Genomic DNA, 23,994 nt, shown 5'->3' with positions numbered 1-23,994 from the left:
CCGCGAGGACGATCAGCCGTTCAGCGCGCCCAGGATGTGCGGGCGGGCCTTCCAGAGCTCGTCCTCCCAGTACTTCCAGGAGTGCGTGCCGCTGGCCGGGAAGTCGTACACCGCCGAGTTGATGCCCAGCGAGTTCAGGCGCTGCTGGAACAGGCGGGTGGTGACCATCGAGATGGCCTCGATGCCCATGGCGTTGGCCGTATTGAACACGCCCACAGCGGAATTCGGTGCGTCGTGCGAACCCGGCAGACCGGAGGCGGCCGAGATGTACATCGGCAGACCCTTCAGCTGCGGGGCGAACACGGCCGGGTCCATGCGCAGCCACGCCGGGCTCCACGGGGCTGCCATGGAGTCCACATTGAAGCGACCGGCATCCAGCATCATGACGCGGATGGCCTCACGCATACCCGGGGCGTTCCAGTTCAGCGGGCCCGAGAAGGACGACGCGTGCTTGAACATGCCACGGTTGTAGGCGGCCAGGCGCAGCGCGGCCGGACCCGACATCGACAGACCGACGATCGCGTTGTTGGTCTTCGAAACACCGTATCCGGCAAGGAAATCGGGGAGTTCCTTGGTCAGGAAGGTCTCCCACTTGTAGGTGTACTTCTGACCGTTGGTGTTGGACGCCGAGGTCCAGTCCGCGTACCAGCTGGACTGCCCGCCGACCGGCATCACCAGGGTGATGTCGTCGTTCTCGAACTGCTGCATGGCATTGGTCTCGAAGGACCAGGCATTGCGATCGTCCCGGGCGCGCAGACCGTCGAGCAGGTAGAGCGCCTTGCTGCCGCCGTTCTTCGCCCACTGCACCTGGACCTTGACCGGGCCCATGCTGGACGGAACCATCAGCTCTTCGAAACCGCCGGCGGGACTGCGATGCACCGGGCCGTGCGCCGGGGCAGCGAGCGCGATGGACGGGGCGGCCACAGCCGCGGCGGTCGGGATGGCCAGGGCGGCGGCGCCCGCGGCCAATAGTCGTGCGCTCCAACGGCGGTGAGCACTACGGCCGGACGGGGCTCCTCCCGCCACGGCGGACCTGCCGAAACGCATGGATACTGCTCCTTCTGCTACTGCTGTAGTTTTCAATTGTGCCGCCTATGGACACGGCAATAGCCATGTGGCATAAGCGATCAGCGCACTCACAACGAATCCCGACACTTCGGATGCGAGCGTAATGGTGCCGTGACTTTATCGCGAATCCACCGTGATGTCGCTACCTACGGAGAATTATTGGCGTCAACCGAGGTTCGCGCTCATGTCGGGCAGCATCTTGAAGACCTGGTCCTGCCAGTAGGACCAGGAGTGAACGCCATCGGGCGTGTAGTCGAACACCGCATTGCACGGCCCGTACGACTCCATCCGTGCCTGGAATGCCCGGGTATTGGCCAATGCGACGCTCTCCAGCCCGGCCGCATTCGTGAGGTTGTACGCATCGAGTGGGCTGCGCACCGCGTCCCGGGTGCCCGGCACGCCGTTACCGCTGGAGATCCACAACCGAGTCCCATTGGCGCGCAGGCGTTCCGCGAAGACGAAAGGATCGTTGCGCAACCACAATTCACTCCACGGCGGGCCCCACATGGAGTCGATGTTGTAGCCGCCCGCATCCAGCAGCGCGGCGCGCAGGGCTTCGCGCATACCGGGCGCGGAGATATTCAAATAACCGGAATATGATGCGGCATAACGGAACTGATCCGGGTGATAGGCGGCGAGCACCAGGGCCGCGCTGCCGCCCATGGACAGGCCCAGCACACCGTTGCCGTGCGGGTTGAATCCCAGCCGCGCCGCCATCGCATTGCGCAGATCCCGGGTCAGGAAGGTCTCCCAGGCATAGGTGAAGGTCTGGCCATTGGTATTGCTGGGCGCCACCCAATCGGAATAGAAGCTGGATTGCCCGCCGACCGGCATCACCACATTGATGTTCCACGCGGTGAGCACGCGCGAGATCTCGGTGTCGATCTCCCAGCCGGACAAGTCGTTTCGCGCGCGCAGCCCGTCGAGGGCGTACACCACACGTTGCGTATTGCCGTCCAGTGCGCGGAAAATGCGCGTTTTGATCGGGCCCATACTCGAATCGACCCAGAAGTCGTGCCCGGCGGGGTCGAAGGACGCCGAGGCCACCGGTGCGACACCCCCCGCACCCAGCGTCATCGGCAGCGCCAGCGCGCACGCCACGGCCACGAACACACGCCTCAGAGCAGACCGCATCGTTCCGCCTCTCGCCGATCACCGTTGACCCGCGCGCAACCCAGTGCACTTTGGCGCTCAGGGTTCTTATAGGCGGTAATTCGGAGCGGATACCGCGGTAAACGCCCCAGTAGGCCAAATCGTGATGCAGCCGCCGTCATCCCGGCGCGTTTTTGGCCGGGATCCACACATTTGACGGCGTCTTTCGACTGTGTGGATCCCGGCCAAAAGCATGCCGGGATGACCAGGCGGTCAGCCGATATTCGCGGACAGGTCCGGAATCATGCGGTAGGCCTCGTCCTGCCAGTTGGTCCACGCGTGCAGACCGGCGTTCGGGAACGAATACACCGCGTTCGTCGCGCCCAGGGACAGCATGCGGGCTTGGAAAGCGCGAGTGTTCGCCAGCGCCAACGCCTCCAGCGGCCCACCCCGGACCAGCCGGTCCGCGGCCGCGCCGAACGGGATCTCCAGATCCTGCTGCATGGGCAGGCCGCTGCCGGCGGCGATCCAGAGCCGGGTGTTGTTGGCGATCAGCGTCGGCGCGAAGACGAACGGGTCCATGCGCAACCAGTTCGGGCCCCACGGCACGGCCATGCAGTCGACGTTGTAGCCGCCCGCGTCGATCATGGCCAGGCGGATGGCCTCACGCATGCCGGGCGCGGAGATGTTCAGGTAGCCGGAGAACGAACCGGCGAAGGAGAACTGGTCCGGGTGGTAGTTGGCCAGCACCAGCGCCGCGCTGCCACCCATGGACAGGCCGAACACGCCGTTGCGATTGGGGTTGAAGCCCAGGCGATCTCGCAACGCCCAGCGCAGCTCGTTGGTCAGGAAGGATTCCCACGCGTACCGGTAGCTCTTGCCCGGACCCGCGCCCAGCGCCTCGGTCGCGCCCGAACCGGTGTTGGCGGCCGACGAGCCCGCGCCCGGCGGGACGCCGAACCAGGAACTGGGCTGATCCCAGTCGGCGTAGAAACTGGACTGCCCGCCGACGGGCATCACGACATTGATGTTCCAACTGGCAAGCACGGCGGGCACATTGGTGTCGTTCTCCCAGCCGCTGATGATCTCGGTGGCGCGCTGGCCGTCCAGTGCGTAGACCACGCGATTGGTATTGCCGTCGGCCGCGCGCAGCACGCGGGTCTTGATGGGTCCCATGACCGGGGAGTCCACCCAGAAGTCGAAGGCCGCCGGGTCGAACGCCGCGTGCGCGGGAGCGGTCATGGGGGCCGCGAGGCCCAATGGCATTAGCAACGCTGCCGCTATCCCCAGAAGCGATCGTTTCAACCTGGCACCGCGCATCGACCTCAGTCCTCCGTCCGACCAGTGACTTCGAGCAATTCTTCCGAGCAGATGAATCCCGACCTCAATCTTCGCTACGACATGAGTATCGGACGTCCGACCGGGCGTGTTGCTATATCCGGGCGCGGCGAGTCTTGATAGTGATCTTCCCGAGCAAGCGCTCAGCCAATCCTGTTCGGGCCGCCGGAGATACGACTCGGCCCCGCCGTCGCTGGTCAACAGCGGCGGCGGGGCCGTGGAAACTGCCGGAGACGCGGCGTGGTGCCGCTCTGCGTTATCAGCCGATATTGGCCGACAGGTCGGGGATCATGCGGTAGACCTCGGCCTCCCAGTTGCGCCAGTTGTGCACACCGGTCGCGGGGAAGTCGTAGGTCACGTTCTGCGCGCCCAGGGTCGCCATGCGGACCTGGAAGGCACGGGTGTTCACCAGCGCGAGCGCCTCCAGCGGCATGCCCTGGATGACCGACATGACACCGGTGACGTCACCGGCGCTCGGGATGGCGCTGGCGGCCGAGATCCACAGACGGGTGTTGTTGGCGATCAGGCGCGGCGCGAACACGAACGGGTCCATGCGCAGCCACTGCGAACCCCACGGCGGGGCCATGGAATCCACGTTGTAACCGCCGGCGTCGATCATGGCCAGGCGGATGGCCTCACGCATGCCGGGCGCGGAAATGTTCAGGTAGCCGGAGTAGGAACCGGCGAAGGAGAACTGATCCGGGTGGTACGCGGCCAAGGTCAGGGCGGCGGAGCCACCCATGGACAGGCCGAACACGCCATTGCGGGTCGAGCTGAAGCCGAGGCGGTCGCGCAGGGCATTGCGCAGGTCCTGGGTCAGGAAGGTCTCCCAGGTGTAGCGGTAGCTCTTGCCGGGGCCGCCGGAGAACATGTTCAGGCCGCCGGAACCCGAGGACGAACCGGACGCGGAGCCGGAGGAGCCACCCGAACCGGTGATGCCGAGGATGGTGCTCGGCTCGGCCCAGTCGGCGTAGAAGGAGGACTCGCCGCCGACCGGCATGACCACGTTGATATTGGCCGCGGTCAGCGCGCCCACGACATTGGTGTCGTTCTCCCAGCCGTTGAGGATCTGGGTGGCGCGCATGCCGTCGAGGGCGTAGACGACGCGGCTGGTGTTGCCGTCGGCCGCACGGAAGATGCGGGTCTTGATCGGGCCCATCTCGGCGGAGTCGACCCAGAAGTCGAAGCCCGAGGGGTCGAAGGCCGCGTGGGCGGCGGGAGCTGCTGCTACCGAGATCCCGAGCGGTGCCAATGTTGCCAGGGCCAGGCCCAGTACCGATTTCTTGAGCCAACCGCCGCGGGATCTCTGGCGTCTCTCGCCTCGCATATTCTGTCCGGCCTTTCCAGTCGTTCCAGTCCACCGTGTAGGGGTGACCACGGCGGAGGTCTCGGGGAGCCTATCGTGGGTACACCTGAAGGGCGTTATCAGTTCGTGACAAAAGTGACGCGTGCCACTGTTTACACAAAATGTGGTACAAGCTGCGCAAATGCACGCGCCAACCAGGGACTAGCCGATGTTCGCCGAGAGATCGGGGAGCATCTTGTAGAGCTGGGCCTCCCAGTTCTTCCAGTTGTGGATGCCCACGCCCGGGAAGTCGTAGGTGACGTTGGTGCCGCCGAGGCTGGCGAAGCGGGCCTGGAAGGACCGGGTGCCGACCAGAGAGACAGCCTCGATGCCCATGCCCTGGATGGTCGTGACGCTCATGCCGTCGGTGCTGCTGGGTAGCGCGCTGCCGGAGGAGATCCACAGACGGGTGTTGTTGGCCTTGAGCTTGGGCGCGAACATGTACGGGTCCAGGTGCTGCCACTTGGTGCTCTTGGACGAGGCCAGCGCGTCGATGTTGTAGCCGCCGGCGTCGATCATGGAGGCGCGCACGGCCTCCTTCATGAAGGGCAGCGACAGGTTCAGCGCGCCGGAGAACGAACCGGCGTAACAGAATTGGCCCGGATAGAAGGCCGCCAGCATGAGCGCGGAACCACCGCTCATGGACAGGCCGAAGATGCCGTTGCGAGTCACGCTGAAGCCCAGCCGATCCCGGATCGCGTCCCGGAGATTGGTGGTCAGATACGTTTCCCACTTGTAGGTGTAGCTCTTGCCGGGGCCGCCCGAAAGCACCTGGGAGCCACCGGAACCCGAGCTGCCGGCTACCGAACCGGCGGGCAGGCCGAGGAAGGTGCTGGGGGAATCCCAGTCGGCGTACCAGCTGGACTGGCCGCCGACCGGCATGACCACATTGATATTGGCCTTCATGAGTTCGGCGGCCACATTGGTGTCGATCTCCCAGCCGTTGAGATCGTCCCGGGCGCGCTGACCGTCCAGCGCGTAGACCACGCGGTGCGTATTGCCGTCCGCCGCACGGAAGATGCGGTTCTTGATGGGCCCCATCGAGGAGTCGACCCAGAAGTCGAAACCCTCCGGATTGAAGGCCGCGCTCGCGCGCCCGGCCAGTGCCGTGACCCCCGCCGGCAACAGGGCCGCCGCCGCACCGATCGCGGCCCCTTTCAGCAGTGTTCGTCGTCCCAGCGCCCGCTCCGGCTGCGCCCCACCCACAGTCTCGACTCGCATAGCTCGCCCTCGCCGTTCCTTCATCCGTATTGCGACAGCCATTGCGGCACATACGAAGATGGACCGCGACAGGCGTACTCGAGGAGCCTATCGCGGAACCAGCGGCGTGGCGTTATCAAACCGAAATATATGACATGTAAAGCGTTGCAAAACAGTCATATCGACTGTGGCGCTGTGGTACTCGCGTTACTTCGGCGCGTTCGGGTCCGTGGGATCGACCAGGTTGCAGCGCTGGATCTCGTACTTGGGCACGCGATCGATGCGGTACTTGGCGAAGCCGAGGGACTGCTGGATGTTGTGGCGGAAGCGGTCGAAGGTCAGCGGGGACCGGGTGGAGGCCAGCAGGTCCTGAGTTTCGGGGCAGCTCAGGGCCACTCGGGCCTGGGTCACCCAGCGCTCGTCCAGGAACCACGGCATCCACGGCTTCTTGTCGACCATGCCGGCGTCCACGATGACCCAGTCCGGGTAGAGGTTCTTGTCGTGGCCGATGCGGCCGTCGGTCAGCCGATCGGTATGGGCGGCAAGCGGATACGCCAGGCCCATCTGGTCGATGACGCGGACGTCCAGGGGGACGTTCATGCTGGTCATGCCGAGATTCAGGAAGAACACGGTGTGGCCGGCGCCGCCGTCCGGAATCGGCTCCGGGGGCGGGGCGATGTACCAGTTCATGAACGACGGCGAATTGATGAGCAGGCCGCCGTTGGGGTTGTTCGCGATATCGCGGACCATGGCGCGCATGCGCGGGTAGTCCAGGTAGTCCTCGGCGCGGATCGGATGATCGTGGCCGGTATTGAGGACGTAGTAGACGCGCTCGTCGACGATGCCGGACGAGCTGATCTTGGTGCCGGTCTTGATGGCCGTGGTGTTGGCCGCGAACAATGCCCAACCGGCCGTGCCGAGGCAGGCCGCCAGCACGATGAGGAAGACGTAATCCGTGCGGCGCGAACCCATTTCACCGCCGGTCAGCGCGCCCGGCAGTTTCAGCGGCAGCACCATGACCGGCAGCAGCAGGCAGAACAGCTGCGGCAGCAGCATGCGGCCGTGCATGAAGTCGCCGCCGACGCGGATCTCGTAGACGGTCAGCAGGAAACCGCTGCCCAGCATGAGGGCCACCACCGCGGACGGGGTGCGCAGCCACGTGCTGAACGAGTGGATGCGTTCGCGCGGAGTCTGTTTCGCGCTCGGGTGGACGATGGAGTGGCGACCGGTCTGTTCGCCATCGCGGCGGGACCGCATCACCAGCAGCCCGGCGACCGCCAGCACCAGCAGCGGCAGCCACAGCCAGTACGGGCCCACCAGATTCCACAGGTAGACGATGCCCTGACCCCACTTGGCGCCACCGGCATCCTTGGCCACCGCCGTATTCGGGTACGGCAGACCGTAGTAACCCATCCGCCAGATCTGGTACAGCACCGGCACCACACCGGCCACCGCCACGATCACCGCGCGGAACACCCACGGCCGCAACCGGGTCTCCGGCAGCGGCGCGCAGAAGATCATGAGCAGCGCCAGCGCACCGACCAGGGTCATCTCCGGCCGGATCAGCGGGGCCAGGCCCGCGCAGAACGTCAGCGCGAAAAAGCTTGTCAGGCGCACCTTCTCGGCCTGACTCCAGCGGATCATCCCCCACCACAGCACAGCCAGCCAGAAGATGACCAGGCTCGACTCCAGCCCGGACGTGGCGTAATCGCGCGCCGGAGGCACCGCGATATAGACGAGAGCGCCCGCGGGCAGCAGCAACTGGGCGGCCGTGCCGCCCCACAGCCGGGCCGTGCCCAGCATGGCGAAAACAATGGCCGCCACCGACAGCGTCAGCGCGATGCCCAGCACCACGTACTCCAGCCGGGCCTGCGTCAGCCAGCTGAAGAACCACACGAGATAGGTCCACGCCGTACTGGTGTTGGCCTCGACGCGCTCGCCCGCATTGAACACCGGGCCGTTGCCCGCCAGCAGGTTGCGCACCGTGCGCAGCACGATGAGGCCGTCGTCGGCGATCCAGCGCCGCTCCCAGCCGCCCACCGCGAACAGCGCCGCGGTGAGCGCGATCCCACCGACGAAAGTAGTGCGGGATAGTCGCGAGAACCGGCGTGCGGAACTGTCCGCACGCCTCCGGGCGCGACCGATCGGCAATTCAGCCGTCACCGCACCGTCTCGCTCTTCTCCCTCTACCACGTCAGGTGAGATAGACAGCGACACCTACCGCTCCGATCCAGGCGATTGCGAGGAACTGGAGGATCCGGTCCCCCAGGGCGATCTCTTCGGGCTCACCGGCTTCGCCGCCGTCGACGTCCACCGCGTAGCGCAGGATCGCGATGGTGAACGGAATCATGGAGATGGCGAACCACACATTGTTGGCGTGATCGGGCTCGAAGGCCCACAGGCCGTAGCAGACCACCACGGTGGTAGCCGCCAGCGTCCAGACGAACCGCAGGTAGGTCGGGGTGTAGTACTCCAGCGACTTGCGGATCTTGGCACCGGTGTCGAGCGCGATCTTCAACTCCGCGTAGCGCTTTCCGGCCGCCATGAACAGCGAGCCGAACGCCATGATGAGCAGGAACCACTTGGACAGCTTGATATCGGCGGCGGCGCCACCGGCCACCGCGCGCAGCAGGAAGCCCGAGGACACGATGGCGATGTCCAGCACCGCCTGGTGCTTCAGGCCGAAGCAGTAGGCCAGCTGGATCGCGATGTACACCGCCATGACCACGGCCAGATGCCAATTGGCAAGCAGCGAACCGACGATCGAGCCCGTCAGCAACACCACCGCGAGCCCGTAGGCCAGATTCACCGGCACCACGCCGGCCGCGATCGGACGGAACCGCTTGGTCGGATGTGCGCGGTCGGCCTCGACATCGAGGGCATCGTTGATCAGGTAGATGCCCGACGCCGCGAGACAGAACACCGCGAAGGCGATCGCCACATTCAGGATCACCGAACCGTCGGTGATGATGATGTCGCCGGCCGCGGTCTTGCCCGCCACCATCGGCGCCGCCAGCACCAGGACGTTCTTGACCCACTGACGCGGGCGCATCGCCTTGATCAGGCCGCCGCCCAGCGTCTTCGGCGGGCCCTTGATCACCGCCTCGGCTAGGTCGGTGCCGGTCGGCTCTTCGCTCATATCCTCTGCGGCTCTTTCCTTGGCGGTGGTCACTTGGCGAGTCTCTTTTCGGCGGCAAGCACAGCGGCGGCGGATGCTGCGCCCAGCGCGGAGCCGGCGAGAACGTCGGACGGGTAGTGCACCCCGAGAACCATCCGGGAGAGCAGCATCGGCGGGACGAGCACCGCAGGCAAGGGTAGCCCGGTGAGCCTGCCGAGCAACACAGCCGCCGCCGTAGTGGATGTCGCGTGCGAGGACGGGAAGCTCAACTTGCTCGGCGTCGACACGTTGACCTGCACGGACGGGTCGTTCGGGCGCGGGCGGCGGACGATCCGCTTGATCACCACAGACGCCGCGTGCGAACCGAACGCGCCGACCGCGACCCCGGCCCACTGGCGGCGGCGCTTCTTGTCGAGCACCGCGCCGGCCGCGCCGATGGCCATCCAGCCCAGCGCGTGCTCACCGAAATGCGACATGCCGCGCGCGGCCTTGATGACCGCCGGGTACTGGCCGATCGTGCCCTGCACGATATTGAGCGCCTGCACCTCGAGCGGCGGCACCTCGGCGTCCGCGCCACAGCAGCCGCCACCGCAGCAACCCTCGGCCTCGTCGGAAACCTCGGTGATGAGGGGCAGTTCGTCGCGGTCGGCTCCGAATGCGCCGGGAGCGGATGCGGTCACTTGGGTTCTCCTGAATCGATGCCGAAGACGTTCTCCCACGCGGCCTTGCTGGTGAGATGCGCGTGCGCCGCACGATACTGCTCGCGCACTTCGGGGAACCGCTCGGCCAGCTCCTTGCGCAGGCGCATGGCCTCCTTGAACAGCTCCATGGCCTTGCGCGGATCACGCTTGCGGTAGACCACGCCGCGGCCGTCGGCGGTGGTGACGGTGACGCCGTCCACCTGCGACAGCAGGAACCAGCGGGCGTCCAGGGTGGGGACGTTCAGCTGGGGGGTCTCATGGTGGGCCGGGTTGGCCTTGCGGAAGTTGTGCAGTACCCCCTTGCCGAGGCGCGCGACCTTGGCCAGCGGGTTGGCCGGTTCACCGACCGCGCCGACCTCGGCACGCGAGGCCATGGGCAGTTCAGTGGACGACGGCAGCACGACGGCGTCCGGGTACTCCTTGCGCATGGCGTGCACCTTGCCCAGCGCGGTGGGCAGCAGCTCGAACAGCTTGTCCGGGCCGGCGAGGTAGTCGCGGATGGCCTCGTTCTGGATGGCGACCGTCGAATACTCCAGGCACAGCAGGTGTTTCAGCGTGGCCTTGATGGTGTTGACCACCATGGGACGACCGTCGTTGGGCAGGTGCAGCGACGCGACCACCAGGCGGTTGCGCAGGTGGAAGTACGCCTGCCAGTCGATGGCGTCGTCCTTGTCGCTCCACGCCATGTGCCACACCGCGGCACCCGGCAGGGTGACGGTCGGATAGCCGTGTTCCCTTGCGCGCAAACCGTATTCGGCGTCGTCCCACTTGAGGAACAGCGGCAGCGGCTGCCCGATCTCCTCCGCGACGCTGCGCGGGATGACGCAGGTCCACCAGCCGTTGAAGTCCACGTCGATGCGCCGGTGCAGCAGCTTGGAGTTGTCGCGGTCGCGCAGCGGGTTCTTGGCGAAGTCGTGGTCGTACTCGACGTTGGGGGCCGCGGTCCACATGAAGATGGAGCGATCGACGACCTCACCCATGACGTGCAGGTGCGAGCGCTCCTGCAGGTTGAGCATCTGGCCGCCGGTCAGGATGGGCGACTTGGCGAAACGCGAGAAGGCGAGCGCGCGCAGAATGCAGTCCGGCTCGATCTCGATGTCGTCGTCCATGTAGACGATGTATTCGGCGTCGGTGGTCTTGAGCGCCTCGTACATGACGCGGCTGTAGCCACCGGAACCACCCAGGTTCGGCTGGTTGTGGAAGGCCAGCCGGTCGCCCAGAGGCTTTGCGGCTTCGGCGAATCCGGGCTCGTCCACCACTTTGCGGGTGCCCTGGTCCGGGATGATGACGGCCTTGATCTTCTCCAGCACCAGCGGGTCGGAGCCAAGGGCCGCAATGGTTTTCACCGCATCGGTGGGGCGGTTGAAGGTCGGCATGCCGACCGCGATGCTGCCCTCGCCCGGCGCCTCGACGGGCGCGTACCAGCCGCCGGAGCGCATGGTGACCTGGCTGTCGGTGGTGATGTCGAACCAGATCCAGCCGCCGTCCTCGAACGGGCCCAGATCCACCTCGAACTCCACGAAGGCCGCGGCCGCCGCGCCGTCGCCCGGCGTGGTGAACTCGTTGCCCTGCACGTGGATTCGTGAACCGTCGGCCTTGGAGCGGTAGACGTCGACGCGGCCGTGGCCGGACAGTTCCAGCCGCAGCACCACCGACTTCAGCACCGACCAGCGCCGCCAGTAGCTGGCCGGCACCGCGTTGAAGTAGGTGCAGAACGACACCTCCGACTCCGCGCCGATGGCCAGCGCGGTGCGCGTGATGGCATGCGCGCGACGGGCATTGGTGTCGGATTCCTCGAGGTAGAGCTTGCGCACGTCGAGGGGTTCGCCCGGCCGCGGCAGGATGACGCGCTGCAGCAGGGACTTGGCGCGGGAGTCGGTGGTCATCTCTTCCAGCTCGAGTTGGGCGGTCATCAGGCGTTGTCCACCAGCTCCGCGCCGGACTCCAGGTGCGGGCGCAGCACATTGTCGAACATGCTGAGCGCGGCGCCGATGGCCATGTGCATGTCCAGGTACTGGTAGGTGCCCAGGCGGCCACCGAAAAGCACCTTGGCGGAGGCGGTTTCGGCCTTGGCGCGCTCGCGGTAGGCGAGCACCCGGGCGCGGTCCTCGGGGGTGTTGATCGGGTAGTACGGCTCGTCGCCGGTCTGCGCGAAGCGGGAGAACTCGCGCTGGATGACCGTCTTGTCCTTGGGGTAGTAGTCGCGCTCGGGGTGGAAGTGGCGCGATTCGATGATGCGGGTGTACGGGACGTCCGCATCGTTGTAGTTCATGACCGAGGTGCCCTGGAAGTCACCGGTGTTCAGCACCTCGGTCTCGAAATCGATGGTGCGCCAGCCGAGTTCGCCCTCGGAGTAGTCGAAGTAGCGGTCCAGCGGGCCGGTGTAGACGACCGGGGCGTCCGGGTTCTGGGCGCGGATCTCCTCGCGCACCTCGAACCAGTCGGTGTTCAGCCGCACCTCGATGTTCTCGTGCTCGGCCATCTTGGACAGCCAGGCGGTGTACCCGTTCTTCGGCAGACCCTCGTAGGTGTCGTTGAAGTAGCGGTTGTCGAAGTTGTAGCGGACCGGCAGGCGGGCGATGATCCCCGACGGCAGTTCCTTCGGGTCGGTCTGCCACTGCTTGGCGGTGTAGTCGCGCACGAAGGCTTCGTAGAGCGGGCGGCCGATCAGCGAGACGGCCTTCTCCTCGAGATTGGCCGCGTCCTTGGTGTCGATCTCGGCGGACTGCTCGGCAATGAGCGCCTTGGCTTCGTCGGGGGTGAAGTAGCGCCCGAAGAACTGCGAGATCAGGCCCAGACCCATAGGGAATTGATATGCCTGGCCCTTGTGCATGGCGAACACGCGATGCTGGTATCCGGTGAATTCGGTGAACTGATTCACGTAATCCCACACCCGCTTGTTGGAGGTGTGGAAGAGGTGCGCGCCGTATTTGTGTACTTCGATGCCCGTTTCGGGTTCCGCCTCCGAATAAGCATTTCCGCCGAGGTGGTAGCGGCGGTCGACCACCAGGACCCGCTTTCCCAGCAGGTTGGCGGTGCGTTCGGCAATGGTCAGCCCGAAGAACCCGGAGCCGACGACGATGAGATCGAAGGGGGATGCAACCGTCACGGCTGCCCAGACTACCGGCACAACATATGGGCGTGCGTTGCCATCTGTGAGCAAGGTTGCCGAGCCCGCGCAGGGTACGCGCCGGACCTGCTGTGGTCATCCCGCTGAGTGGGATGCGACTCGATGATTTTGCTCAAAGTTCACCAAAGTGCTGACAGCCGGGTCATGAGACCTGTATTACATAGGCACTCGAACTGAACGGACGTCCAGTTTGTTGCCGTATGCACCTGTGCGGCCGTGCCCACGCTCGACCTGAAAGATCTTGACACAGATGCGGTTCCGCCGTCTTGCCCCGCTCACGGGCACCCTCGCCCTGACCGCCGTGCTGAGCACGGCCGCCCTGCTACCCGCCGCCGCGCCCGCCCGCGCCGAAGGTGAAACGCTCGCCGCCACGACCGTGACCGACGCGTCCGATGTTTGCGGGAAGGGTTCTGCCACCTTCGACGACATTGTGGCGACCGCCGCCACCGCCATTCGCACGGTCGTACCGGGCGGGCAATTGTCCGAATACGACCGGCAGGTCGACGACTTCCGGCGATCCATCGCGACCGTACGCGTGCACCGCGACATGCTGCCCGTCGGCGCGCCCAACGACCGCACCGAATTCCTCGACGACCCGATCGTCAGCAATCTGGTGAACAGCCTGGACGCGATCCGCACCGGGCGCATCAACCAGACCGTGCCGGTGTCGTCGCTGAGCGTCAACGACGTGATCGAGGTGTTCATCCTCGCCACCCGCATCGTGAAGATCCCGGCGCAACTGGGCGCGAGCCTGGTGCCGACCGCGGGGTTCATTCTCAAGCCGATCGTGGGCGCCATCTTCAACGGCGTGAAGTCGCTGGCGCGGGCGGTACAGAACCAGCTCGAACTCGGCTGCAACACCACCGGTGTCTACGGCAAGTTGCAGCTGGAGACCCCCGACGAGCAGGTGTCGGTGCCACAGCCGCTGGTCGACCTGGCCAATCAGCTGGTGCTCGCCGACGGCAGCTGCACGCCGCTGGCGGAGCTGAAGACCTCCGACCTGGTGGAGCGGGCGCGCACCTTCCTCACCACCACGCAGGGACTCGGCATCGACCCGGGCGTAGTCGAAGGCAATGCGGCTGCGCTGCAAGCGTTCCTGCGCGACAACCGGGTCGCCGACCTCGTGACGCTGCGGCGCACCGAACAGCTCGGGCCGCTGGTCAACGCCATGGACTGGGGTCCGATGACCTTCCTGGCCAACCTCGGATTCGACATCTACGAGGGCAAGGCGCTCAATACCGTTGCACTGGCGGATGTCTCCGTCGAGAACGCCTTCGACCTGGTGACCCTGGCGCTCGACACCACCAGCCTGCTGCTGACCCTCGGCAATACGATCGCCGGCTGGACCGGCGTGGCGTCGGCAGTGCTCACCCCACTGTCGATCGCGCAGACCCTGGCCTTCGCGCCCACCACCTACGGTGCGCCGATCCTCAAGGGCGTCATGCAATCCATGTGTGCCGCATGATCCAGAGGCTTCGCCCCAAACAGTAAGGGGGTGTGGGGGCCAAGCCCCCACACCCCCTTACTACTGGTACGGATACGGCGCGTAGCCGCCGCCGACCGGCTGATTGCGCAGCTGCTTCTTGTACTCGATCCAGCGGCCCGTGCTCGGGGCCAGCGAGAGGCCGAGGATGAGGCCGCCGAAGAGCAGACCTAGAACACCCGAGCCGGAGCTCGCATCGTTGGCAGCGGAGATCGCGAACCCGACGATGTTGAGCGTCACGCCGATGCCGGACATGACGATCAGGATGACGCGGCCGGCCGGCCGTGCCATGAACATCAGGACCGCACCGACCAGCCACAGGATGCCGACGATCGCGAGGACGCCGCCCAGGATGGCGAAGAGCGTGCCCAGGCCGTCGCCGATGTCGCCGGTTTCGTCGGCCGCACCGACTGCGGCACCACCGATGGCCAAAGCGAGACCGCCGAGGGTGGCGATAACGCCGCCGAACGCGGCGATCGCACCGGCCGCGATTGCCGTACCACCGCTGGGCGCGGGCTGCTGGTATCCGTAGGGCGAGTACCCCTGCTGCGGGTACGCGGGCTGCGGGTAGCCGGGCGGCTGACTACCGGGGTAGAGCTGAGCGTCGGGATACGCGGGCTGAGCACCCGGATATCCGGGCTGTGGCTGCTGCGGATATCCGGGTTGGCTCTGATAGCCGGGTTGACCGGGCTGGCCGTACGGGTAACTCATTGGGATCCCCCCTCTCGGTACGCGCGGAACCTTACCGCGCGTAACCGACAGGGGCGATCGGGAATTCGTCACATTTGCCCAGCATTAGAGCTGTGCTTCGGCATAGACCTTCATCGCGTCACGGACATATTCGGCGGTGCCTTCGCCGTGCTTGTCGTAGTTGATCGCGAATCGCGGATCGGCCACATACATTTCGCCGAGGTTGACGAAAGCGACCTTCTCGGGGCGCCTTCCACCCCAGGCGAGTGCGATCCAGTCGTAATGCCGCTGCACGATGGCCTGCACCTCGTCGCTGTCGAGTGGCAGCCCCGCGGCGTGCGCGCGGCCGTAGTCGGCGGCGATATCGAGGTGGGTCTGCATGAACGCCTTCTTGTCGGCGTCGCTCATGCTGTTCCACCAGTTGTTGCTGCGGTCGTAGGCATCCTTGCCCCACCGCTCGATGACCTCGTCCTTGTACTGGGTGTGGTCGAATCCGTCGAACACTTCGTCTGCCATGAGTGGCTCACCTGCTTCCGTTTTGCGCAATGTTGTTCGCACCGAGGCGATCTGCCGCGCGAGCCGGTCCTGCTGCTGATGCAGCAATTCCAGGTGCGTGTGCAGTGCGGCAGCGGTGTCTTTTTCTCCCGCGAGAACTTCACCGATGACCGGTAGGCTCAGGCCCAGTTCCCGCAGCAGCAGGATGCGCTGCAGTCGCACGAGGGATTCCTGGTCGTAATAGCGGTATCCGTTGGATCCGATCCGGCTGGGCGGCAGCAGGCCGAGCTCACCGTAGTGCCGCAGGGTGCGACTGGTGGTTCCGGCCGACTTGGCCAAGTCTTGGATGGACCATTCGGTGGCCACTGCTGCGTCCTTTCTCCCTCGTTCTCCTCGACGGATTCCAGAATGCAAGTTGACGTAACGTCAAGGTCAAGCCCTATTATTAAACGCCTTCTATTCAATCCGGGGGAACAGGAAAAACATGTTCACAATGGGCCGCGCCCGAGTTCTGCGCTGGGCGGCCACCATCGGCGCTGTCCTGAGCACCACCCTCCTCACCGGCGGCGTCGCTGACGCTGCGCCGGTGGTGACCTTGGGCGGCGGCTCGGGCGTCTTCGTCGAGCAGCTCGGCAGCAACGAGATCGCCGACTGCACCCTCACCGCCATCGGCTACGACCGCGACAACCGTCTGGTGGCCCTGACCGCCGGACACTGCGGAGAGGTCGGGGCGCGCATTGCCGCCGAATACACCCGCAGCGGCGGCATCGGCGTCATCTCCAACAAGGACGAGAACATGGACTGGGCCGTCATCACCCTGGACCCGGACCGTGTGCTGCCCACCCGCCAGGTGGCGCAGTCGGTCATCAACAGCGTCGGCACCGGGCCCCGCGTCGGCGACATCGCCTGCAAGAACGGCCGCACCACCGGATACACCTGCGGGCTGGTGTGGGAGACCAAGTCCACGTTCTTCCGCAGCCAGGTGTGCGCCAACTACGGCGACTCGGGCGGGCCCGTGCTGGTGGGTGACCGTTTGGTCGGAATGATCGTTGCCGGACAGGATCTGGAGCTCGGCCCGGTCACCATCGACCTGCAGCCGTGCAAGGGTCAGGGCGACCTGCTGCACACGCCGGAGATCGCCACCAATATCGGCTCCGTGCTGGCGTCCATCGACCGCACCGGCGGGCCGGGCGCGGGGTTCCGCGCCTTCTGACGTACCCGAACTCCGTCACTCCGGCATGCGAGTCCACTCGTCATCCCGGCGTGCTTTTGGCCGGGATCCACGAAACTCGCTGGTGCGCAGCGGGTGTGGATCCCGGCCAAAAACGTGCCGGGATGACGATGGGATCAGTATCCGGCGGTGAAGCGGGTGCGGTGATGCTTGGGGCGCTCGGCCTCGTCGAGCAGGACCACCGCGAGATCCTCCATCGAAATCGACGAGTTCCCTTCGTCATCGGCGATGAGGTCATGGGCTCCGAGCCGGTACCGGCCGGTCCGCTCGCCGGGCTCCAGGAGTGCGGCGGGGCTCAGATAGGCCCAGTCCACCTCTCCCCCATCGCCTTCCGCGAGGAACACGGCCAGCTGCGCGCCGCAGCCGGCGGCGATGGGGCCCAGTTCGGCGGGGAAGTCCGGCTGTTCGGCGAGCGTCAGGCCGGTGCCCGGGACCGTCAGGCTGCCCGCGCCGCCCACCACGAGCAGGCGAATCCCGGTGCCCGCCAAGCCTTTCAGCAGGGCGGCGGCGACCACGGCGAGCTCGTGCTCGGCGCCGGGCACCGGTCGCGTGGCACTGATGACCAGATCGCTGCCCGCGCTCGCCGCCGCGACGTCCGCGGGGTTCGCCGCATCGCCCGCGAACACCTCCACCTCGCGCGGCAGTCCGCGCAGGCGATCCGCCGATCGCGACACCGCGCGCACCTCGTGTCCGCGGCTCAGGGCCTCGGCCAGCACACGGCCGCCGACCTCGCCCGCTGCGCCGAACACTGTGATCTTCATGGTCTTTCGCTTCCTTCGATTGCGTTCGAGTGGGGTGTCAGGCCGCGGTGCGCGCGGCTTCGCGCTGCTCCGAAGCGTTTTCGGGCTTGGCGGCACGGGGTGCGGTGGCCAGCTGGCCGAGCAGGGTGGCGCCGAGGGCGATGAGCATGCCGGCCAGCTGCAGCGGGGCCAGCGACTGACCGAGCGCGACCCAGCCGATGACGGCGGCCGACACCGGGCTCAGCAGGCCGAGGAAGGCGATCGAGGTGGCGTTGGTGCGGGCGATGCCGCGGAACCACAGGGCGTAGGCGACGGCGGTGCCGATCAGGCCCAGGTACAGGTAGCCGCCGACGGCCTTCAGGTCCAGGGCGGGCGGGGCGCCCTCGACGAGCAGGGCCAGGGGCAGCAGGAACAGGCCGCCCGCGGTGAGCTGCCAGCCGGTCATCGCGAGCGGTCCGACGCCTTCGGGGCGGCCCCAGCGCTTGGTCATGACGGTGCCGGCGGCCATGGACGCGGCGCCTGCCAGACCGGCGATCACACCGATGGTGTCGAGGGCGGCGGTGGCGCGCAGGACCACCAGCGCGACGCCGAACAGTCCGATGATGCCCGCGAGAACCTTTCGCAGCGTGAGCTTTTCGTTCAGGGCCAGGGCCGCGAAGCCGAGCGCGATGAGCGGGGCGGCCGCGCCGAGTACCGCGGCGACGCCGCCGGGCAGGCGGTAGGCGGCCAGGAAGAGCAGCGGGAAGAACGCGCCGATGTTCAGCATGCCGAGCACGGCCGCGCGGCCGATCCACCGGCCCCGCGGGAGGCTGCGGGTGATGGCCAGCAGCAGCAGTCCGGCGGGGAGCGCACGCATGAGGGCGGTGAACAGCGGCCGGTCCGGCGGCAGGAATTCGGTGGTGACGGCGTAGGTGGAACCCCAGACGAGGGGTGCGAGTCCGGCGAGGGCCAGGGTCCCGGCGTAGGAGGCGGCGCCGGTGCGTGCGGTGGTCATCGATAGCTCCTTGTTGATAATATCAATGTTGAAATATCACCATCCTGGATGCCTCGATGTCAAGTATCTTGATGTTGAGAATATTTCCGTCGAGAGGAGTAGCCGTGCCCGACGCCGTCGACCTCATCACCACCGCCTGGAACACAGCCCGGCCCGACGTGGATGTCTCCCCCATGGCCGTGTGCGCCCGCATCACCCGGCTGTCCAATGTGCTGGACCGCGAGTTCCGGGACTTCTTCGGCGCACACGGACTCGAGTTCTGGGAGTTCGACGTCCTCGCCACCCTGCTGCGCTCCGGATCCGAAACCGGACTCACCGCAGGCGATTTGAACAAGGCCGCCATGCGGACCTCGGGGGCCATCACCAACCGCATCGACAAGCTGGCGGGCAAGGGATTCGTCGAACGCGTGCCCGACGCGACGGACCGCCGCTCGGTCCGGGTGCAGCTCACCGACACCGGGCGGGAACTGGTGAACAAGCTGCTGCCCCTGCACGTGGCCAATGAGCAGCGCATCCTCGCCGGACTCAGCGGCGGCGACCGCGACGACCTGGCCGGCCTGCTGCGCAAGCTGGCCGAATCACTGGGCGACACGGCGCTCAGCTAGTTTCCCAGGGGCTCCGCCCCCGGACCCCCGGAATCGGGGGCTCCGCCCCCGGCCCCCGTTACTGGGTGCATGCGTTATTGGGGCTTCGGGAAGGCCGTGGTCAGTCGTGGAGTGGTGTGCAGCGGAACCGGGTTGACCGGCGGGGTCGGGGTGATCGCGGTGCTGGGTGCGGCCGTTCCGGAGGGCACGACGGGTTTGACCGTGCCGTCCGGGGTGGCCGGGTCGGCGATCTGGTCGGAGGGCAGGAGTTCCGGAATCAGGTCGGACAGTGAGACATCCGGGGGGATCTCGACCGAAGGGATTGGCGCGGAGGGGAATTCGCTGACGGCCGGGCCCACTTCGAGATTCTCGATGTTCATGGGGCTGCCGCCGTCGGGGGCGGCCGAGTATTCCGAGCGCAGAATGTGGCTGTCGCGCAACAGGACTCGACCGGCGGTGGCGCGCACGGCGGCGCTGGTGCGGTCGTCTTCCTTCTCGGTGCCCGGGTACATCTGGCAGTCGGTGGTGTCGCAGGTTTCCGCGTAGGGGTAGCGGCTTTCCGCCAGGGCGTAGGAGCGGGCGGCGATGGCCTGCGCCTTCAGAGCCTCCGTGCCGCCTTGATCGGCCCAGTTCGGGACCATTTCGGCGGGCACCACACCGAGCAGGTAGTCCTCGATGTTCACCTCGTTGACGGTGCGCGGCTCGCCGTTCTCGAGGGTCACGCCGAGCACGCCGCGGTAGGAATAGCCGCCGCAGAGTTCCAGGTGTTCCTCGGCGGGTCGGTCGGTGCCGTCGACCATGGGGTAGACCCACGGGTCGTCCGTCGTTCCCTCCCACAGGATTTCGCCGTCGCAGCCGGTGGTGATGGTGACGTCCGCGCCGGACGCGGTGGGGGTGAGGTGGGCGGCCTGGCCGGGGATGACGCGGCGGCCGGCGACGAACAGGCCCGATTCGGAGATGACGTCGAGGGTGCTGTCGTCCTGCTGGGCGATGCGGACGCGGACCGGGACGGGAGCGATCTCACCGAGGTCGGCGCCGGGGTAGTAGTGCGCGAGGATCTGTTCCGCGGTGCTGCCGTCGACGGCCTGGTTGAAAGCGCCGGTCTGGCTGAGGCCGCGGCCGTGGCCGGGCCCGGCGAGCGGGCGGATGGAGCCCTTGGGCCAGGCCCAGAGCAGGCCGGCGGTGGCGGTGGCGAGGGTGGCGGCAGCGAGCGATAGGGCGATCAGGCGGCGCCGTCTCCGGCGCCTGCGTAGGTACCCGTTCGGCATGTCATACCCATTCTCTCGATACGCGAAGCTACATTCGAGTTATCCAAAGCTAAGCCTCAACCATACGTTCAGGTTCTGTGACAGTTGGGACTAGTGTGATCGTTGATGCGCCAGGAAGCAACCCCGCGTTTCGGGCGATTTTCGACGGAATTACCTGGAATGGGAGAAGCTTGTGCCGTACCAAAGAAGGAAACCCGCCTATGTCCTCCCGGTAGTCACCGCGCTGGCCATCACCGCACCATTGGGCGTGCTGGCACTGAGTGATTCCCCGGATATTCGCAACACCGACGAGAGCAATCTTGCAGCTATACCTGCGAAAATGACCGAGGTCGTACTGGCCTCGTCCCCCGATATCGTGCTGCCGCTCCGCGAGCTCACCGGGCTGAATCTGCCCGACCTACGACTATCCGACCTACGGATGATCCCGCTACCCAAATCCGTGCGGGTGCCGCAGGGCCTACCCCTACCACCCGGGGTGCAACTACCCGCCGAGATCCCGCTGCCCAACCTGCAAGGCACCACCACCGCTCCCGCCTCGTTCGATTCCGCCGGACCCTTCACCGCGGCACCGGGATTCATCGCCCGACGTCAGCCCGGTGACGAAAATCTCCCGGCCCCAGCCGATCCCGGCGTCTCCCCCGCGGATCCCGGCGCCACCCCGGCCGATCCGAATGTCCCGGCCACCGATCCGGCCGCCGGAACCCCCACCCTCCCGGAACTCACCGGCGATCCCAGCACCCCCGCCCTGTCCCCCGGCGCCGTACCGCGCGACATGATCGACAAAGTCGGCGCGCAGGTCAAGGAACTCACCCGCGACACCCCGTTCAGCATGGTCGCGCTCACCGCCGACAGCCTCGCGGGCCGCTCGGCCATGATCCGGGCACAGCGCCCCGACGGCTCCTGGGGGCCGTGGTACCCGGCCGAGCAGGCCGACGGCCGCGCCCAGGTCAAGGGCAAGACCGGCACCGAACCCGTCTACGTCGGCAATACGAAATCCGTGCAGGTGCTGGTCACCAAGCAGCAGGCCGCCGCGCCCACCGACGGGGTGCCCGCGGAACCCGGTCCGCTGACCCCGGATTCGACCGATCCGGCGCAGATCAACCTGGAGAAACTGGCCGCGGTCCTGATCGATCCGGGCCGCGGCGCCATCGACGAGAACCTCTCGCAGGTGGCGTCGTCGCTGCCCGGCGGCGGACCCAAGGTGATCACGCGCGCCCAGTGGGGCGCCGACGAATCGCTGCGCTGCGAGGAACCCACCTACGACGACGGCGTCTCCGCCATCACCGTGCACCACACGGCCGGCCGCAACGACTACAGCAAGGCCGAATCGGCGGGCATCGTCCGCGCCATCTACGCCTACCACGCGAAAACCCTGGGCTGGTGCGACATCGGCTACAACGCGCTGGTCGACAAGTACGGGCAGATCTTCGAAGGCCGCTACGGCGGGCTGGACCGCCCGGTCGAGGGCGCGCACGCGGGCGGATTCAATATCAACACCGCCGGTGTGGCGTTCATGGGCAATCACGAGGAAGAGGCGCCGACCGATGTGGCGGTGCAGTCGATGGGACAGTTCATCGGCTGGCGGGCCCGCACCGCGGGCATCGACCCCGAGGGCTCGACCACCATGTACTCCGAAGGCAGCGAGTACACCCGCTACGCCATGGGCCAGGCCGTGAAACTGCCGAATGTGTTCGCGCACCGCGACGTCGGCAACACCACCTGCCCTGGTGACGCCGCCTACTCGCTCATGGACCGGATACGCGAGATCGCCGAGGGCGTGGCGGGCCCGAGCCCGGCCACCTCGTCACCGCGCACCCGGCCCGACGTGCAGGTGAACCACCAGAACCCGGGCGCGACCACCCCGGACACCGACACCACCGGCACCGCCGACGCCGAATTGGCCACCCTCGCCGAACTCACCACCCGGCTGCTCGGCCTGCTCGACAAGAGCGCCGTGGCCCGCTACTACAGCGAGCAGGGCGGCCCGAACGGCCCACTCGGACAGGTGAAATCGGAACCGCAGCCCACCGCCGACGGCGGCCAGACCGCGGGCTTCGTCAACGGCTACGTCTACGCCTCCCCCACCGGCCAGGTCTACGCGGTGGTCGGCAAGATCCTGGAGCGCTTCCTCCAATTGGGCGCGGGCACAGGTGTTCTCGGCCTGCCGCAGAGCAACGAGTACCGCATCCAGGACGGCATCCGCTCCGACTTCCAGAACGGATCGCTCATCTACAACACCGTCACCGGCATCGTCACCACCGTGCTGAAGAACTTCGGCACCGGCGCGGGCACAGGTGCGGGCACGGCTCCCAACGCGCGTGTGAACCCCGGCGCGGCAACAACTCCGGGCGCGGGCGTGACCCCTGGCGGGCCGGGCACAAGCCCCGGCGCGGGTGCTCCGGGCGCTGCGACCGTTCCCGGCGCCGTGACGATCCCCGAGGTCATGGGCGAAGTGCCCGCTGCCGCACCGATTCCGGAGGCTGCACCCACCAACTGACCGCACCCGAGTCGGCACCTCACCCCGTGCTGGTGCTGACGACATCGCCGCAGCGGCCTACACCTGCCACCAGCGTTCGAGGATCTGCGCCACGCCGTGGTCGTCATTGGTGGCGGCGACCTCGTCGGCGGCGGCCTTGGCCTCGTGGTGGGCATTGCCCATGGCGACGCCGTGGCCGGCCAGGCGCAACATCGGGACATCGTTGGGCATGTCGCCGAAGGCGATCATGGTGGCGTGCTGGACGCCGAGGCGCTGCGCCACCATGGCCAGGCCGGTCGCCTTGGTGACGCCCGGGGCCGACAGTTCGATCAGGCCGTCGTCGGTGGAATAGGTGACATCGGCGCGGCCGGCCAGCCGGGGCTCCAGGATCGTGCGCATGTCGCCGCTGCTGGTGCCCGGCAGGCGGATGAGCATCTTGATCGCGGGCGCCGAAATGACCTCGGCGCGCGACACTCTCGTATCGTCCGGATTCAGCCAGGCGTGCTCGTACTCCGGGGAGCTCACGAACTGCGGGGTGGCGGCATCGTGCGCACTGCGCCCGACCCGTTCGGTGGCCAGCCCGCACCCGGGTAGCAGGCTCTCCGCCATCTCCGCCGCCCATTCGAGCGTGTCCACATCCAGCGTGTAGGCCGCGAGAATGCTGTCGGCCGCACTGTCGTAGATGACCGCCCCGTTCCCGCACACGCACAGCGGCGCGTACCCGAGCCCGTCCACCACCGGATCGATCCAGCGCGGCGGCCTCCCGGTGGCGAGCACGAACGGCACACCGTCCGCGATCAGGGCGTCGACCGCGGCTTTCGTGCGCGCGCTCACCTGCTCATGACGGTCGATGAGCGTCCCATCCACATCCGTGGCGACCATTTTGGGTTTCGGCAGGTGAAAGAGTGTCACCCAGTCCATCCTGCCTGAAATGACGGGCTCGGGTGTCCGCTCTGGTCTCCGGTGTACACCAAATGAAATACGGATTGCCGGATATTGCCCCCGCGCACCACGCGGTTCACCCGACCTGTCCTTATGATC

General features: G+C 66.9%; 20 protein-coding genes. 4 read left to right on the top strand and 16 right to left on the bottom strand.

Annotated features, from left to right (window positions below):
* Window positions 1-12 precede the first annotated feature (12 nt).
* The 10 genes from H0264_RS01885 to glf all read right to left on the bottom strand — a co-directional run bounded on the left by H0264_RS01885 (window position 13) and on the right by glf (window position 12,971).
* Entirely contained in the window at window positions 13-1,047 is a 1,035-nt protein-coding gene (locus tag H0264_RS01885) for an alpha/beta hydrolase (RefSeq protein WP_181582363.1), read from the bottom strand.
* Between the two features lie 186 nt (window positions 1,048-1,233).
* Window positions 1,234-2,202 (bottom strand): alpha/beta hydrolase, encoded by a 969-nt coding sequence (locus H0264_RS01880; protein WP_181582362.1) that lies wholly within the window; start codon window positions 2,200-2,202, stop codon window positions 1,234-1,236.
* 231 nt (window positions 2,203-2,433) lie between these two features.
* Window positions 2,434-3,480 (bottom strand): alpha/beta hydrolase, encoded by a 1,047-nt coding sequence (locus tag H0264_RS01875; protein WP_420832028.1) that lies wholly within the window; start codon window positions 3,478-3,480, stop codon window positions 2,434-2,436.
* A 277-nt stretch (window positions 3,481-3,757) separates the two neighbouring features.
* Window positions 3,758-4,825: an alpha/beta hydrolase gene (locus H0264_RS01870; protein WP_181582360.1), complete on the bottom strand. Its 1,068-nt coding sequence runs from the start codon at window positions 4,823-4,825 to the stop codon at window positions 3,758-3,760.
* A 180-nt stretch (window positions 4,826-5,005) separates the two neighbouring features.
* Complete coding sequence (locus H0264_RS01865; RefSeq protein ID WP_181582359.1) at window positions 5,006-6,064, bottom strand: alpha/beta hydrolase; 1,059 nt, start codon at window positions 6,062-6,064, stop codon at window positions 5,006-5,008.
* A gap of 186 nt (window positions 6,065-6,250) precedes the next feature.
* The gene (locus H0264_RS01860) at window positions 6,251-8,206 is read right to left on the bottom strand and encodes an arabinofuranosyltransferase AftB family protein (protein WP_181582358.1); all 1,956 of its coding nucleotides are present in this window, start codon (window positions 8,204-8,206) and stop codon (window positions 6,251-6,253) included.
* 31 nt (window positions 8,207-8,237) lie between these two features.
* Complete coding sequence (locus tag H0264_RS01855) at window positions 8,238-9,182, bottom strand: decaprenyl-phosphate phosphoribosyltransferase (RefSeq protein ID WP_181585218.1); 945 nt, start codon at window positions 9,180-9,182, stop codon at window positions 8,238-8,240.
* Window positions 9,183-9,211: 29 nt separating this feature from the next.
* Window positions 9,212-9,721: a phosphatase PAP2 family protein gene (locus H0264_RS01850; RefSeq protein WP_231087200.1), complete on the bottom strand. Its 510-nt coding sequence runs from the start codon at window positions 9,719-9,721 to the stop codon at window positions 9,212-9,214.
* Between the two features lie 116 nt (window positions 9,722-9,837).
* The gene (locus H0264_RS01845) at window positions 9,838-11,775 is read right to left on the bottom strand and encodes a glycosyltransferase (RefSeq protein WP_181582357.1); all 1,938 of its coding nucleotides are present in this window, start codon (window positions 11,773-11,775) and stop codon (window positions 9,838-9,840) included.
* Window positions 11,775-12,971, bottom strand: a complete 1,197-nt coding sequence (gene glf, locus H0264_RS01840; RefSeq protein WP_181582356.1) for a UDP-galactopyranose mutase — start codon at window positions 12,969-12,971, stop codon at window positions 11,775-11,777. Before glf ends, H0264_RS01845 begins: the two co-directional genes overlap by 1 nt.
* Window positions 12,972-13,242: 271 nt before the next feature.
* On the opposite strand from glf, the gene H0264_RS01835 reads away from it, so the two are divergent.
* Window positions 13,243-14,457 carry a hypothetical protein gene (locus tag H0264_RS01835; RefSeq protein ID WP_181582355.1) on the top strand — a complete coding sequence of 405 codons (1,215 nt, stop codon included), beginning with the start codon at window positions 13,243-13,245 and terminating at the stop codon, window positions 14,455-14,457.
* 60 nt (window positions 14,458-14,517) lie between these two features.
* Here the strand turns inward: H0264_RS01835 and H0264_RS01830 are convergent, their stop codons facing one another.
* Both H0264_RS01830 and H0264_RS01825 read right to left on the bottom strand, forming a co-directional pair.
* A complete protein-coding gene (locus H0264_RS01830) occupies window positions 14,518-15,186 on the bottom strand; it encodes a hypothetical protein (protein WP_181582354.1) in 669 nt (222 codons plus the stop codon).
* Window positions 15,187-15,270: 84 nt separating this feature from the next.
* A complete protein-coding gene (locus tag H0264_RS01825) occupies window positions 15,271-16,026 on the bottom strand; it encodes a MerR family transcriptional regulator (RefSeq protein ID WP_181582353.1) in 756 nt (251 codons plus the stop codon).
* A 118-nt stretch (window positions 16,027-16,144) separates the two neighbouring features.
* Between H0264_RS01825 and H0264_RS01820 the strand changes: the two genes are divergently transcribed.
* On the top strand, window positions 16,145-16,873 hold the full coding sequence (locus H0264_RS01820) for a S1 family peptidase (RefSeq protein ID WP_231083824.1): 729 nt from the start codon (window positions 16,145-16,147) through the stop codon (window positions 16,871-16,873).
* Window positions 16,874-17,007: 134 nt separating this feature from the next.
* Here the strand turns inward: H0264_RS01820 and H0264_RS01815 are convergent, their stop codons facing one another.
* Together H0264_RS01815 and H0264_RS01810 are read right to left on the bottom strand one after the other, a co-directional pair.
* The gene (locus H0264_RS01815) at window positions 17,008-17,652 is read right to left on the bottom strand and encodes an NAD(P)-dependent oxidoreductase (RefSeq protein WP_181582352.1); all 645 of its coding nucleotides are present in this window, start codon (window positions 17,650-17,652) and stop codon (window positions 17,008-17,010) included.
* Between the two features lie 37 nt (window positions 17,653-17,689).
* Entirely contained in the window at window positions 17,690-18,625 is a 936-nt protein-coding gene (locus tag H0264_RS01810) for an EamA family transporter (RefSeq protein WP_181582351.1), read from the bottom strand.
* A gap of 104 nt (window positions 18,626-18,729) precedes the next feature.
* On the opposite strand from H0264_RS01810, the gene H0264_RS01805 reads away from it, so the two are divergent.
* Entirely contained in the window at window positions 18,730-19,230 is a 501-nt protein-coding gene (locus H0264_RS01805; RefSeq protein WP_244976086.1) for a MarR family winged helix-turn-helix transcriptional regulator, read from the top strand.
* Between the two features lie 74 nt (window positions 19,231-19,304).
* On the opposite strand, the gene H0264_RS01800 is transcribed toward H0264_RS01805, so the two are convergent.
* Window positions 19,305-20,477, bottom strand: coding sequence for a SpoIID/LytB domain-containing protein (locus H0264_RS01800; RefSeq protein ID WP_181582349.1), 1,173 nt, complete (start codon window positions 20,475-20,477; stop codon window positions 19,305-19,307).
* Window positions 20,478-20,649: 172 nt separating this feature from the next.
* On the opposite strand from H0264_RS01800, the gene H0264_RS01795 reads away from it, so the two are divergent.
* Window positions 20,650-22,974 (top strand): N-acetylmuramoyl-L-alanine amidase, encoded by a 2,325-nt coding sequence (locus H0264_RS01795; protein ID WP_181582348.1) that lies wholly within the window; start codon window positions 20,650-20,652, stop codon window positions 22,972-22,974.
* Window positions 22,975-23,031: 57 nt separating this feature from the next.
* Here H0264_RS01795 and H0264_RS01790 read toward each other — a convergent pair whose 3' ends face one another.
* A complete protein-coding gene (locus H0264_RS01790; protein ID WP_181582347.1) occupies window positions 23,032-23,874 on the bottom strand; it encodes an HAD family hydrolase in 843 nt (280 codons plus the stop codon).
* Window positions 23,875-23,994: the final 120 nt, after the last annotated feature.

The sequence above is a fragment of the Nocardia huaxiensis genome, assembly GCF_013744875.1.
GTDB classification, from domain to species: Bacteria; Actinomycetota; Actinomycetes; order Mycobacteriales; family Mycobacteriaceae; genus Nocardia; species Nocardia huaxiensis.
The sequence above is the reverse complement of the archived record's forward strand: the minus strand, read 5'-3'. Positions and strand labels throughout refer to the sequence as shown.

What these genes read in the sequence shown, in the direction of transcription:
- H0264_RS01885 (WP_181582363.1), bottom strand. Translation starts at nt 1,047, where the DNA reads ATGCGTTTCGGCAGGTCCGCCGTGGCGGGAGGAGCCCCGTCCGGCCGT.
- H0264_RS01880 (WP_181582362.1), bottom strand. Translation starts at nt 2,202, where the DNA reads ATGCGGTCTGCTCTGAGGCGTGTGTTCGTGGCCGTGGCGTGCGCGCTG.
- H0264_RS01875 (WP_420832028.1), bottom strand. Translation starts at nt 3,480, where the DNA reads ATGCGCGGTGCCAGGTTGAAACGATCGCTTCTGGGGATAGCGGCAGCG.
- H0264_RS01870 (WP_181582360.1), bottom strand. Translation starts at nt 4,825, where the DNA reads ATGCGAGGCGAGAGACGCCAGAGATCCCGCGGCGGTTGGCTCAAGAAA.
- H0264_RS01865 (WP_181582359.1), bottom strand. Translation starts at nt 6,064, where the DNA reads ATGCGAGTCGAGACTGTGGGTGGGGCGCAGCCGGAGCGGGCGCTGGGA.
- H0264_RS01855 (WP_181585218.1), bottom strand. Translation starts at nt 9,182, where the DNA reads ATGAGCGAAGAGCCGACCGGCACCGACCTAGCCGAGGCGGTGATCAAG.
- H0264_RS01845 (WP_181582357.1), bottom strand. Translation starts at nt 11,775, where the DNA reads ATGACCGCCCAACTCGAGCTGGAAGAGATGACCACCGACTCCCGCGCC.
- H0264_RS01835 (WP_181582355.1), top strand. Translation starts at nt 13,243, where the DNA reads ATGCGGTTCCGCCGTCTTGCCCCGCTCACGGGCACCCTCGCCCTGACC.
- H0264_RS01830 (WP_181582354.1), bottom strand. Translation starts at nt 15,186, where the DNA reads ATGAGTTACCCGTACGGCCAGCCCGGTCAACCCGGCTATCAGAGCCAA.
- H0264_RS01820 (WP_231083824.1), top strand. Translation starts at nt 16,145, where the DNA reads ATGTTCACAATGGGCCGCGCCCGAGTTCTGCGCTGGGCGGCCACCATC.
- H0264_RS01815 (WP_181582352.1), bottom strand. Translation starts at nt 17,652, where the DNA reads ATGAAGATCACAGTGTTCGGCGCAGCGGGCGAGGTCGGCGGCCGTGTG.
- H0264_RS01810 (WP_181582351.1), bottom strand. Translation starts at nt 18,625, where the DNA reads ATGACCACCGCACGCACCGGCGCCGCCTCCTACGCCGGGACCCTGGCC.
- H0264_RS01800 (WP_181582349.1), bottom strand. Translation starts at nt 20,477, where the DNA reads ATGCCGAACGGGTACCTACGCAGGCGCCGGAGACGGCGCCGCCTGATC.
- H0264_RS01790 (WP_181582347.1), bottom strand. Translation starts at nt 23,874, where the DNA reads ATGGACTGGGTGACACTCTTTCACCTGCCGAAACCCAAAATGGTCGCC.